This window comes from Lentimonas sp. CC4 (assembly GCF_902728235.1).
Lineage (GTDB): Bacteria > Verrucomicrobiota > Verrucomicrobiia > Opitutales > Coraliomargaritaceae > Lentimonas.
In genome coordinates this window covers 2,403,863-2,416,859 of sequence record NZ_CACVBO010000001.1, presented here as the reverse complement: position 1 = coordinate 2,416,859, position 12,997 = coordinate 2,403,863, and the positions used below count along the sequence as shown (strand labels likewise).

9 protein-coding genes are annotated in these 12,997 nt (G+C 49.7%); 4 read left to right on the top strand and 5 right to left on the bottom strand.

The genetic code is table 11. From position 1 onward, the window contains the following. Positions 1–2: 2 nt before the first annotated feature. From GZZ87_RS10335 to GZZ87_RS10320, 4 genes are all read left to right on the top strand, one after another. The gene (locus tag GZZ87_RS10335) at positions 3–740 is read left to right on the top strand and encodes a DUF1080 domain-containing protein (protein WP_162027918.1); all 738 of its coding nucleotides are present in this window, start codon (positions 3–5) and stop codon (positions 738–740) included. 151 nt (positions 741–891) lie between these two features. Further along, positions 892–1,677 carry a PEP-CTERM sorting domain-containing protein gene (locus tag GZZ87_RS10330; protein WP_162027919.1) on the top strand — a complete coding sequence of 262 codons (786 nt, stop codon included), beginning with the start codon at positions 892–894 and terminating at the stop codon, positions 1,675–1,677. 181 nt (positions 1,678–1,858) lie between these two features. After that, on the top strand, positions 1,859–2,488 hold the full coding sequence (locus GZZ87_RS10325) for a hypothetical protein (protein WP_162027920.1): 630 nt from the start codon (positions 1,859–1,861) through the stop codon (positions 2,486–2,488). Between the two features lie 95 nt (positions 2,489–2,583). Further along, positions 2,584–4,044, top strand: a complete 1,461-nt coding sequence (locus GZZ87_RS10320; RefSeq protein WP_162027921.1) for an ISNCY family transposase — start codon at positions 2,584–2,586, stop codon at positions 4,042–4,044. A 648-nt stretch (positions 4,045–4,692) separates the two neighbouring features. Here the strand turns inward: GZZ87_RS10320 and GZZ87_RS10315 are convergent. From GZZ87_RS10315 to GZZ87_RS10295, 5 genes are all read right to left on the bottom strand, one after another. Next, positions 4,693–7,857 carry a sulfatase gene (locus GZZ87_RS10315; RefSeq protein ID WP_162071442.1) on the bottom strand — a complete coding sequence of 1,055 codons (3,165 nt, stop codon included), beginning with the start codon at positions 7,855–7,857 and terminating at the stop codon, positions 4,693–4,695. A 102-nt stretch (positions 7,858–7,959) separates the two neighbouring features. Beyond that, the gene (locus GZZ87_RS10310; RefSeq protein ID WP_162071441.1) at positions 7,960–8,823 is read right to left on the bottom strand and encodes a DUF1080 domain-containing protein; all 864 of its coding nucleotides are present in this window, start codon (positions 8,821–8,823) and stop codon (positions 7,960–7,962) included. A 27-nt stretch (positions 8,824–8,850) separates the two neighbouring features. Continuing rightward, on the bottom strand, positions 8,851–9,726 hold the full coding sequence (locus GZZ87_RS10305) for a DUF1080 domain-containing protein (protein WP_162028334.1): 876 nt from the start codon (positions 9,724–9,726) through the stop codon (positions 8,851–8,853). A 4-nt stretch (positions 9,727–9,730) separates the two neighbouring features. Then, positions 9,731–11,110: a Gfo/Idh/MocA family oxidoreductase gene (locus GZZ87_RS10300; RefSeq protein WP_162028335.1), complete on the bottom strand. Its 1,380-nt coding sequence runs from the start codon at positions 11,108–11,110 to the stop codon at positions 9,731–9,733. A 165-nt stretch (positions 11,111–11,275) separates the two neighbouring features. Further along, positions 11,276–12,877 (bottom strand): DUF1080 domain-containing protein, encoded by a 1,602-nt coding sequence (locus tag GZZ87_RS10295; protein ID WP_162071440.1) that lies wholly within the window; start codon positions 12,875–12,877, stop codon positions 11,276–11,278. Positions 12,878–12,997 lie beyond the last annotated feature (120 nt).

Below are 12,997 nucleotides of genomic sequence, written 5' to 3'. Positions count from 1 at the left end.
TCATGAAGATTCCACATATATTTCTACTCTTGCTCACCGCAGGCATCGCATATGCAGGAACTGTCGCTGACAGTCAAAAACGCTACTTCCCGAAGAACGGACTCAAAAACCAAGTGCCACCTGCGAAGGCCTTGATCAATACCGATGCCGAGCCCGATCTCACGCATCCTGACTTCGTGTCCCTCTACAATGGGAAAAATCTGGACGGCTGGATTCCACGCGGTGGCACCTGCACCTTCGAAGCCGCAGGCGACAAAATCATAGGCAAGAACGTGCCCGGTTCTCCAAACACATTCCTATCAACCGTGCGTGAAGACTACGGTGATTTTATCTTTACGGTCGAAGTCTATTGGGCCGTCAACAGCAACAGTGGCGTGATGATTCGCGCTAAACGCAAACCGGGCAATCAACACGAAATCGTCTATGGCCCGCAAGTGGAACTTGAAGGTGCCGGAGCCCGCGCCTGGAGCGGTGGCATCTACGGCGAACGCATTGGTGGGTGGCATTACCCCATGTGGCTCGAAGCACATCAAGAAGCACGTGAGGCACTCAACATGGAGGGCTGGAATCGAGTGACCATTCAAGCCATCGGCAACAACGTGAAGACATGGATCAATGGAGTCCCAGCTGCCAACTGGGAAAACGACGAATACCGTGAAGGATTCATTGGCCTCCAGATTCATGCCGGCAAGAAAGGCGAACTACACTTTCGTAATATCAAGATCCGGGAGCCGAATTAGCGCTGCAACCCAAGGTATTTATGCAATATAGACAATTTTCTCATAATAGACTTGACGTAATGAGAAAACAACAGGAAAACGTTTACCACCAAGGCAATCGTTTACCTTTGAGCAGAATTCACCCATCACTCAATTCAACTCCTACACAGCATTGAAACCATATAAGTTCTATATCGCAGCGTCGCTAGCTATAGCCACAATCGCGACAGCAGACGTCACGAGTATCAACTTAACCAATGCAGACTTCGAAGATCCGACAATAAACGATGGCAACGAGTCGTCTGGGATTACTGGATGGGGCAACACCAGCAATGCATTTCAACTCAACACCGACCTCGCGAACGACGGACAATACTCAGATTCACACGGTGCGGAAAGCCAAGTTGGTGTGCTCTGGGCGAACGGAGACAGCAATCAACGCATGTTCCAGTGGTTGTCTGGAACTTCAGATACCAATGGATCGGGCCATACTCTAACAGTAGGTGAAGCCGCAGGCCAGTCCTTTGAGCTCTCCAGCAACATTGGCATCCAATCCTTTAATGGCTGGCAGAACAATCATATGATCATTCAAGTTGGACTCTACGATGCCACTGAAGATGCCTGGCTAGACTCAACGGTGCTCTACACCGGCACCACAGTTGAATATGCTGCGGGAACTCCGAATGCCAGCGCCCCTGCGGTTAACTCCTTCCTCAATTTGGATAATACCAGTGCAACAGGTGATACCATCGCTTGGAGCGATACATTCTCAATAGACAGTGGCTTAGCTGCCGAAACAGGCACATTAGGCTACTACTTTCATGCATGGCGCTACAGCGGCAACGCGCGTGCGGTTTTCGATGACGCAGGCATCGCAGTGGTCCCAGAGCCAGGCACCTACGCACTACTAGCAGGCATGCTGGCACTCGGATCTGTCATGATTCGCCGCCGCCGATAGAAAATTTAGGGTTAATATATAGGGTATATATTAGGGTTAAAGAGCCCCCGCATTTGCGGGGGCTCTTTTTTTGTGCCTAAAGGACTCCTAGCTTTCAACTTGACCCAGATTCAGTGTCGGAGGTATTAGGTTTTTTAGCTCTAGTCGTCAGCTAGAGTCGAAATTTAACCTCTAAAGTATCATGAATACCCCAAAATATCGTCCATTCACACTGATCGCACTTGCACCGCTACTCCTCGCCCCACTACTCAGTTCAGCCGAAGTGCTAACACTCAACCCGTTGACAAACGGCAACTTCGAACAAAACGACCTCGCGGCCGGCGAGCATACGGAACTCGCAGGTTGGGTCAAAAAAGCAGGCACGAATGTAAAGACTGTTGAAACTGCTGGGTTTGACGCCACGTGGGCAAATACACTCGGTGCAGAAAGCCAAGTCGGCATGGTCTGGATCAATTCTGGCTCCTCAACAAGCGACTCACAATGGTTTTACCAAAAATTAACCGGCACCTCTACCGGCAACGGCACGAGCCATGATCTCACGGTCGGCGAAGCCAGCGGACAACAGATCGCCATGATTTCACGAATCGGCATTGAGTCCTTCGATGCGTGGCCCAATCAACACGCATTGATACGCATCGGACTACAGGACAGTAGCAACACATGGATGGGTGACCAGTTCGTTTATACCGGCACATCCGATGAAGCTGCCGCAGCACCGGGCGGCGCCATCACAGCTGATGTCTATTTAGTGTCTGGCCGAAAAAGTCTTTCATCAGTTTTGATGCGGGTTAGCAGGCAAGAGAGGTCGTGAATGTTTCTTCCAGCTGGAGCGCCGGGGCTTAAAAAAGGCTCTAAATTCAAAAGATTCGCTGCCCTGTCGGCGGGATTTGTGCTTTATTTTCAAGCATGAGAAAAAGATTCGAAGTCCAACTCGAACTCGGCGCGGTGCCGATCGAACTTGTAAAGATTCCGACTCGCACGCGCGATGAGTTGCCGCCCACCTTAGCAGCGTTGCAATGGATTTTCATCACTCCAGCAATTAGCGAGGAGATATTCGCCCTGCTCGAGAAGGCGATTTTGAGTAAGGCCCCTGATCTAGGATGCCGCGGGATGGATTTATGGCAGATTTTGGTATTTGGAGTGGTTCGTCTAACATTGGACGTGAACTACGACCGACTCCATCACATTGCCAATTATGATTCTTTAGTGCGTCAACTCTTGGGGCAACCTGCCTTCGACATGAAGTGTGAGTTCGCGCTGAGCACTCTAAAGGACAACGTTCCGCCATTAAGTGAAGAGTTGCTGGAACAAATCAATGTGATTATCGCTAAGCACGGGCACGATTGTATTAAAAAAAAAGACGTCGCACTCGAAATCAAAGCCGATAGCTACGTGTTTGAAACGAATGTGCACTTCCCCACAGACTTGAATTTAGCCTGGGACAGTGCGCGTAAATGCATCGTGCTGAGCACTGAGCTAGCCAAGTTCAATCAAGTCAACGGCTGGCGAAAGAGCCAGTATTGGTTTAAGCAACTCAAGGGTTTGTCTCGTGCGTGTGCGCGGGCTTGTCGCGGCGGAGGAAAGAATAAAGAAGATCGCATTATAGAGACCGCGCAGAGTTATTTGACCAAGCTCTACGAGCTGGAAGGAAAAGTGCTAAGCTTGCTCGATGAGCTCTGGGCTCTAGAGCCAAAAGATGCGTTTGAATCAAAGGTCACAGAGCTGGCCGAGTATCACGACCTGCTGATCAAACATATCTTCTTGATCAGTGATCGCTTGATTGAGGGGCGCACAATCGCACCTAGCGAAAAGCTTTACTCTATCTTCGAGCAGCACACTGAATGGGTGAACAAAGGAAAAAGTCGCCCCAACGTGGAATTGGGGCATCGTCTACTGATTGCGACCGATCAATACGGAATGATTCACGACTACAAGATTATGTTCGGTGGCGACGAAGCTGCCGAAGTGGCTCCTTTGGCGGATCGTTTAATCGCCAAGCTCGGCCAGGAAAACATTGCCAGCCTCAGTTTTGATCGCGGCTTTAGTAGTATTGAGAATCGTGAACTTTTGGAGTTCACGATGCCAGAGACTGACATCATTATGCCCAAGAAAGGTAAACTCAGTGCGGCGGATAAAGAGCGACAGAGCCAGAAAGCATGGCGGACATTGGCGAATAAACATAGCGCCGTGGAGAGTAACATTAACTCTCTGGAACACCATGGACTCAATCGCTGCCCAGACAAAGGCTATCAAGCCTATGCTCAATATGCAGGACTTGGCGTGCTCGCATACAACTTGCACAAAATCGGCAATCATTTGCTAGATGCCCGCCGCGAAGCTGATCGAGCGGCAAGAGCCGCCGCCTAGATCAGGCCTCGCACACATCACTGAGCTGCCACTAGCCTGCCAAAAACGGAACAGGCGGCCTTCCTGTCGCTATAGGACCTCGGTTTTCAGTGAAAATCCAAATTGACGCCTCCAGAAATCCCCCAAAATACGAGCGTTGCATTAAAAATGAAGATTTGGCACAATCTTGATTTTGATACTTTTGCAGTTTTCTTTTCAAATGCCATTTTTCGGCCAGGCACTAAGTAAGGAAACGACATAGCCATATACCGCGATTCGCAAAAGTTGTCGCGACGGACTTGGTATAAGATTCTCAATCGCTTCCTGCGTTGTGAACGGACAACTCTTCGAACGACGACTGCGATCCTTTAAGCCAGCTCGACCTTCGGACTCGGTATTTATACCCTGTCTTGCGACTTGACCCAAAATCAGAGCACAGCTCGGTTATCGTGAAGCGGCCCGTATGGGCCAGTATGACAAAACGTTCTTTCTCGGTCATTGCATCGGTTTCCTTCCATAGCATCACGCCAGTATAGTGTTACCGATGTCCTTGTGTTAACTGTTACCCATGTCCTTGTGTCATACCACCCTCAGTTGTCGCTTCGAACCTTCGTGTTGCCTCAAATCGCACTCTTTGTGATTTCGCCTCCTATCTGAAGTTATTGCAGATCAGTCGGATAGGACTTCGGATCCGCGGAAGAACGCCTGTTTTTTACCCGCCTCGAATTCGATCCGTACTGTTGCTTTTCCTTGTGCATCGGTGCTGAAATGGCTGCCTTCAGGATAGCCGACCGTGATTTCCTGAATGTTGACCGAGTCCACCGGCGTGGCTGAAAAATCCAAGTCGTCGGACTCTACGATCTGGTAAGTTGTGTTGGGAACGCCACTCAACTCGACCTCCGCGAAACCTGCGGGAGGATTGGCGTAGAAGCCAAAAAACTCGGCATCCGGTGTTTCAACCACGTCCTCGAAGCTACGCCCTAAGCGGATCTCATCCCACGCGATGGGCTCGCCTCCACCAAAACTGGATAGCGTCATATAACCAAGCTGCAAATCAACGTCTGAAATGGTCACGCCGCCGGCGGGTTCGCCAGTGCCACTCAGGTCGGGGTTCTGCCAGACTGTGACGCTATCGCCTCTCGCCTGATCTGTCATTTCAACCTTCAGGACGAACAGGTTGACGTTTGTGTTGAGCGTTCCCAAGTCCCTGAATTCACCCATTCTGGGCAGGTTGATATAAAAAGAGTCGGATGCATCACCATCAATCGCGATCTGGAGCTGGCGGTCAGGGTTGTCCTGCAACTGTCGTCCGCTATGGAACTCCAGCCCCCTGTATGCCCCTGTGTTATCCAGATCGGTGACTTGCATCAGGAAGCTTACGTAGAAAGTGGCATTCGTATCGTCGCCATAATAGTTTGCAAGGGGGCGACTATTGCGGGCAACATTGCCGATGGGACCGACGATGCTTTCCGGAGTGAAGGAGCGGTAGTTGGGATCGCTGTACTCAAGACCCGTTTCCGCGATGGACATGCTAATACCAGTATTGGTCTTAAACCAACTGCCGCTAAACCATGGCGATAAGGGGTTCTGACGTGTCAGGTTTTCATGCCCCTGAATCAAGCGCCCCTGGTTGGCCTGGTTTTCCAGCATCGCCTTCAGCTCCTGTTCGACATCTGCGTATGCCGGATCTCCCGCCAGGTTGTAGTAGTTGAGGGTATCATTATTGACGTCGTAAAGCTCTCGGCCCTCTATGCCATCTTCGTTCCACTGCGTGTAGCGCCAGTCGTCTGTGCGTATGGAACGGCCAATAACGCGGTTCGGCTCGGAGTCTCTTGATATGGCTGAGTATGCGGCGTTCTTGACCGATTGGGCCGGGTCGTCGAGGATAGGCTTCAGGCTTTTTCCAGCCAACTGGTGGGGCGCAGCAAAACCCAGATAATCGACCAGAGTGGGGTAAAGGTCGACCAATTCCACGAGCGAGGAAGTGCTTTGCCCCATTCCGCTGGCGCCGGGAACCCACATGATCATCGGCACACGCACCCCATGATCATACAGCGTGACTTTGTTCCACCAATCCTGTTCGCCCAAGTGGTAGCCGTGGTCGCCGATGAAGATTACGATAGTGCTATCCCACAGGTTGTGCTCGTCCAGCTTGGAAAAGATCCTGCCGATCTGAGCATCGGTAAACGTGGTGCAGGCGAGGTAAGAGCGCTTGAACTCTGCCCGGTCTATATCATTCATATTGGAGGCAAAGTCCCACTGGGTACTGAGCGCATACGACACCAGCGTGGAACGATCCGCCGGCATCTGCTCCAGTTCAATATTTTCGATCGGATACATATCGAAATACTTGGCAGGAGCATGGAAGGGGTCGTGCGGCTTATGGAATCCTATCCCGATAAAAAATGGCTCTTCATGGTGGTTTTCGATCAGGCGCATCGCCTCCGTGGCATTCTGACCATCCCTTTGGTCCTCATCATCACCGAGAGCCGCCAGCCAGTTTGCCCATCCTGCCTCATTATTGGTTACATTCCGGCCTGCGCCCTGCTTGCCGAGATCTGTCGTGGTACCGTTAAAAAAGTCCATCCACGACAACGGATCTTGGAAGAAAGCCCAGTTCCCCTGGCTATTTACCCCGGCATGGTAGATCTTGCCGATGCCCGCGGTATAGTAGCCTTTACTCCTAAAGAGGATGGGGAACGTCATCAAGTTTGGGTATAGTATGCGGACTTGCGCGTTATTATCCAGTATTCCCAGTTGTTCGGGCCTCAGACCGGAGAGGAAGGATGCACGGCTGGGATTGCAAACGGATAGCTGGGAATAGGCATTATCAAATCGCATCCCCATATTGGCCAGACGGTCGATGTTTGGAGAAATCACATGATCGGCACCATAGCAGTTGAGCTCATTGCGCAGATCATCCGCAACAATTAGGATAACGTTCATTCCAGATTCTGTCGTATACGGGTTTGTGACGCTCATTTCTGCCTGAAAATCGACGAGATCCAGTCGTGAGCCCACCGTTGCATTCATGTTCTTACGTGATGCGTTAACCAAAAAGCCAACGCCTGTAACATTATTGAAAGTGCGACTACTGAATACAAGCGAATCACCAAGGCCGTAGTTTGCCGGATCATTATCGGCATTGAAAGAAACCGATTTACCTGGCTCAAAAGACGCCCATTTTAGCCCGTTCGATGCGCCATTGACTTCCACAGTATTGTTCGCGGAAAAACCGAGACTATCGGTTCCCTGATTCGATACGTAGTAGGTGGAGCCATCGCGGATGACAAAACGGATCGCCTCCCCCGGTTCGTCACCGTTTTGAGTCCCGTAACTATACACCAGCCGCAATACATCATCCGATGTGTCTGAAAACTGGAAACTGTCGCCGCTCAAAAGGAAGTCATTAGAATCCCAGAACAGCATTGATGAAAAGCTGGTATAATGGAGATCTTGAACCACATTGTTTGTTATATTTGCCGTCAGCTGTAAATGCGAATCACTCAGAGAAACAGGGCTGTTGCTAAGGTTCGCATTGTAAAATGGCTTACCCGAACTCGGCACAGTCCTCTCCGAGTAACGAAAACTGCCATAGACGGTCGCATTGCTCCCCGCAGTCCCCTGAAAAAACCAAGGAAAGGCATCATCCCAGGGCAGTTTATTTTCAGAAGGGTCAGGGCCAGGATCGTTAGGATTCGCATAGGGAGGCGACGGCATTTGCCTGGCTGCGGTGGCTGTACTGCTCGGGGTAAAATCAACGACAAGCGCTGCATTCAATGGCAATAAGCTATAGCAGAGGTTTAAAGTAGCGATTATCGAGGTAAGTTTCATGATGGTTTGGATGAATTCGCACGAATGGATTTACGTTTCTGTAGTTGTGTCATAGGCGCTTGCGACTTTGCGTCTGGATAGGATTAACAGGTTGCTGGAAAATTAGTTCGCAAACCTTTTTAGAGTTGATTTATTGCACGAAAGTCTCGATAGCGAGCGCTTCGTCGAACTCGATAATTTCAATATTCCGGAATAGTATCTCTGCAGTTTCGGACTGAATTCCAATCGCCCCTGTCCGACACTAAGATCGGTCGCAACATTCACGATTTGGCCGTTCACAGCATGAATCGCATAGTCACTCCCCATGACGACCACTTCACATAAGTTCCACTCGTCATTCAGTGCATGCACAGTCTCGGGCTCGAGTGCAAGACACTCCTGGCTCTTGCGCACGACCTCTCCTCCGGCAGACACTGGCACGTAGCGTTTTAATGCACCTGTCGACCAATTGAACGATACACCTGAGCCCCAAAAGTCGCCCGTATGGTTCTGATCTTTTTCATGATTATAGCGGATTTGAAACTCCAAACCCCTCGGCCATAATTTCTCCTCCACCACATGATAATAGACGCCGGAGTCATACTGCCATCGGTCGTAATTATTCACCAATTTAGTCCCCCACTTATACTCAAAGCGCAGCATGTAATGACTATAAGACTGTTCCGTAAACAACATCCCATGCGTAGGGTTGCCTTTCACATCATTACCATAGCCCTCAGGAAAGTCCTTGAATAGATGAAGCACCCCATCAAGCGCTTGAAGCACCTGATCCGCCAAAGGGTCCATTTCATCCCGAATCATCGAACGCCAACCAGTAAGATCTTTACCGTTAAATAACTTCGGATATTCGGTGGCCGCCTCAACGACCTCAGACGTATCCACAGTAGGTTCTGGCTGCTTCTTACAAGCAGTCATCAAGCTGATACTCGCAGTTAAAAGTAATAAAGTATATGATGAAGACTTCATATTACTGATTTTGATATACAGGTGTTATCACTCGGCTGACTGCCAGCTGACTAAATCTAAGAGCCGCTCGGGAAACTGAGCCAACGGTCGAATTTTCAGTCGTTTATAATGAACTTCGGCTGCTTCTGATTGGAGCTGGAGCTGACCACGCGTCAGCGATGAGCCATCCTTCCGGCGCGCATTTTCAACAGCCATCACTAGTTCACCATTCACCACATGGATCGCACGATTGCCGATCACATAAAGGTCCAACTGATTCCATTCGCCGTGCGGCTGGTCAGGCTCAGGATAAGCACTAATGTAGCCACTGTGGTAGTCTTCGCTCTGTCGGTCATAGACCGGGCGAGTCCCCTCACCATCCTTACGACTACGCACATCGCCTTTAGCCCCACCGAGACCAATAAAGTCTCCAAGATCCGTTTCTTGAACCTGAAACTCAAGGCATGCCTTCCAGACCTTCCAGAACTTTCCATGCTCACCATGGCAGTGATACAGCAATCCACTGTCGCGGAGTTTATCTAAACGCGGCTCCCACTTCCGGTCGCCCCACTTCACCTGCACACGTAGGTGATAGTTCTCAAACTCCTCTAGCGTGGTTAAGCCTCCGTAGATCTCGCCCGAGACCTTCAGCACGGGTTCGTCGCCTTCAATGTAAACCGAAAAAACTTCTTTCACATCTGCATTCAGCCCCATCGGTGTGCCATTATGCACGTTATCCGACTTATAAGTGCCCTCAGGCAAACCATCGATTGAAGCATGCGGGACCCCCATCCACACTTCAAATTGAGAGAGCTCTGAGTCCAAGAGATCACGCCATTCAGTCGTATGAGAACGACAGGAAGCCAGTCCTAGAAGTCCAAGAACAAGTGCGTAAGTAATCGTATGGTTTAGTAAAGATCGCATAATTTTATTTCCATAAGTTCATGCCGTATTCCCACCCACGGCGTGTCGGTTCTTTCACATAAGCGTTAAGCTCTGGACGATTAGTAATGCCCTTCGCGGGGTCCCACTCAATACGACCACCAAAACGCTGAGCGATCAGTCCAATAAGCGCCACCTCAGTCATCGGGGCCGCGTAGTCGAAGTTCGAACCACACTCTTTGAGCTCGCCTTGGATACAGCGCGCCCATTCATCGAAGGGTCCTTTCACTCCATGCAAGCGCTCATAAGTCTCCGGAATGTCCGCACCCTTATTAAAGTCGAGATTCGCCTGCTTGGTGGTCAAGCGTGGATTATTGGAACGCCCATCCAGATAGCCGTTCTGCTTGGTCCCATACCAATACGAACCATTGCCCGGCACCTTACCCATATCCCACTCAGGACAATGCTTAATCTTACTCCCGCCATTGTTCATGCCGTCATACCAATACATTGTGCAAGGTGCTTTGCTACCGCGCGCTTTAAACTCGAACTTAATAAGACTGTTATTCGGCACCATTCCATCAACTAGAGTGGGTCCTTTCTCGATACACTCGACGGCAAAAGGCTCATAGAGATCGAGAATCCAAACTGGCCCGTCACCGATATGACAGAACCAGTCACCAAACTGTCCGGTCCCGAAGTCATAAAAGCCACGCCATGTCAGCGGGTGGTAAGCTTTATTGAAATGGCGATCACTCTGAGGCCCCAACCATAGATCCCAATCCAAATCCTGTGGGACGACATCGGATCCAATACGATCTCCCTCAGGTAGGGCGAAATAGCGAGAATTCCAATTGGGTCCGTTGGTGCCGAGGTGCACTTCCTTAATGTCACCAAACACATCTGCCTCGACCCATTCCCGCATTTGGCGAATGCCATGATAGGTGTGACCTTGGTTCGCCATGTTCGTGACCACGCCATACTTATCCTTCGCCTTCTTGAGCGTGCGACACTGCCAGATATTATGAGCCAGTGGCTTCTGTGTGCAAACGTGCAGTCCACGCTCCATCGCATCGATCGTCGCAGGGAAATGGATGTGGTCGGGCGTATTGATGCACACGCCATCAATCTCCTTCCCCATACGGTCGAGCATTCGACGATAGTCGGTAAAGGTCTGAGCTCCTGAGTGCTTGTCAGCATGTTTACTAAACGTGCGCTGATCCACGTCGGCAATCGCAACAATATTGTGCCCCTTCAAACCATTATATGCCATGCCGACGATATCGCCATGCCCAATCATCGCGATATTCAGCTTACTGTTAGGTGAGCCACCTGGTTTACCAATTGAAAACCGGGGAAGAACAAAAGCTCCGGCACCAACAACGGCGGACTGTTTTATGAAATTTCGACGGGATAAGGGGCTCATAAAATTTGAATGCAAAAAGTAGAAAAGAAATCGTTTTCCTTGGCATGGCTAACTACGCCCACCATCTTACAAGTAAGTCAGCAAGCGCACGATTTATAAGTATAGTTCCGTGCACTGGGTATATTTTTCAGGGATATATATTTGGGGCTTTTATTGTGACGACACTCAACGCTCACCTACAAATCTCTCAATAGGCAAAGACTCCTCAAATTCGATAACCTCAATGTTGCGATACATAATTTCAGCCGACATAGCTTGAATACCGATCTTGCCCTCTTTGGTTTCTAAATCAGTGATCACGTTAACCACCTCACCGTTAACTGCATGGATAGCGTATTCATCGCCCATTACCACGATTTCGCAGAAATTCCACTGACCATCCAAGGAGTGCACTTCAGACACTTCGGCCGCACGATACTGACCACCCTGGCCAGATATCACCTTGCCTCCCTCAGATTGTAGAGCATAGCGCTTGGCAATATGAGACCATTTAAACTTCATACCGTTACCCCATATGTCACCGGTATAATTGACATCATTCACATGATCGTAGCGCACCTGAAACTCAAGCGCACGAGGCCACACGTTCTCTTTTGTGACGTGATAGAAAACACCCGAGTCGTATTGAAACTGCCTATAATTATTGAGTAGGTTGTTTCCCCACTTGTATTCGAAGCGCAAAATATACCGGCTATAGCGTTTTTCTGTAAACAGCATCGCGTGTGTCGGATTTCCCGGCTCATCGCTACAATAGCCCAGAGGGAAATCTTTATAAATATGCAATACACCCGCCTCATTGAGCTGGAAAACGTCGTCCGCAAGAGGATCTAATGCATCACGATACATTTTCGTCCAACCTTGCAGATTGTCCCCACTCACAGGCGCCGAATATCCGTCATTGGAAGCCGCGCTCATTTCTGCCTGAAAATCGACGAGATCCAGTCGTGAGCCCACCGTTGCATTCATGCTCTCACGTGAGGCGTTAACCAAAAAACCAACGCCTGTAACATTATTGAAAATGCGACTGCTGAATACAAGCGAATCACCTAGGCCGTAGTTTGCCGGATCATTATCGGCATTGAAAGAAACCGATTTACCTGGCTCAAAAGACGCCCATTTTAGCCCGTTCGAGGCGCCATTGACTTCCACAGTATTGTTCGCGGAAAAACGGAGTCTATTGGTTCCCTGATTCGATACGTAGTAGGTGGAGCCATCGCGGATGACAAAACGGATCGCCTCCCCCGGTTCGTTACCGTTTTGAGTCCCGTAACTATACACCAGCCGCAATACATCATCCGATGTGTCTGAAAACTGGAAACTGTCGCCGCTCAAAAGGAAGTCATTAGAATCCCAGAACAGCATTGATGAAAAGCTGGTATAATGGAGATCTTGAACCACATTGTTTGTTATATTTGCCGTCAGCTGTAAATGCGAATCACTCAGAGAAACAGGGCTGTTGCTAAGGTTCGCATTGTAAAATGGCTTACCCGAACTCGGCACAGTCCTCTCCGAGTAACGAAAACTGCCATAGACGGTCGCATTGCTCCCCGCAGTCCCCTGAAAAAACCAAGGAAAGGCATCATCCCAGGGCAGTTTATTTTCAGAAGGGTCAGGGCCAGGATCGTTAGGATTCGCATAGGGAGGCGACGGAATTTGCCTGGCTGCGGTGGCTGTACTGCTCGGGGTAAAATCAACGACAAGCGCTGCATTCAATGGCAATAAGCTATAGCAGAGGTTTAAAGTCGCGATTATCGAGGTAAGTTTCATGATGGTTTGGATGAATTCGCACGAATGGATTTACGTTTCTGTAGTTGTGTCATAGGCGCTTGCGACTTTGCGTCTGGATAGGATTAACAGGTTGCTGGAAAATTAGTTCGCAAACCTTTT

What these genes read in the sequence shown, in the direction of transcription:
- GZZ87_RS10335 (WP_162027918.1), top strand. Translation starts at nt 3, where the DNA reads ATGAAGATTCCACATATATTTCTACTCTTGCTCACCGCAGGCATCGCA.
- GZZ87_RS10325 (WP_162027920.1), top strand. Translation starts at nt 1,859, where the DNA reads ATGAATACCCCAAAATATCGTCCATTCACACTGATCGCACTTGCACCG.
- GZZ87_RS10320 (WP_162027921.1), top strand. Translation starts at nt 2,584, where the DNA reads ATGAGAAAAAGATTCGAAGTCCAACTCGAACTCGGCGCGGTGCCGATC.
- GZZ87_RS10315 (WP_162071442.1), bottom strand. Translation starts at nt 7,857, where the DNA reads ATGAAACTTACCTCGATAATCGCTACTTTAAACCTCTGCTATAGCTTA.
- GZZ87_RS10310 (WP_162071441.1), bottom strand. Translation starts at nt 8,823, where the DNA reads ATGAAGTCTTCATCATATACTTTATTACTTTTAACTGCGAGTATCAGC.
- GZZ87_RS10305 (WP_162028334.1), bottom strand. Translation starts at nt 9,726, where the DNA reads ATGCGATCTTTACTAAACCATACGATTACTTACGCACTTGTTCTTGGA.
- GZZ87_RS10300 (WP_162028335.1), bottom strand. Translation starts at nt 11,110, where the DNA reads ATGAGCCCCTTATCCCGTCGAAATTTCATAAAACAGTCCGCCGTTGTT.
- GZZ87_RS10295 (WP_162071440.1), bottom strand. Translation starts at nt 12,877, where the DNA reads ATGAAACTTACCTCGATAATCGCGACTTTAAACCTCTGCTATAGCTTA.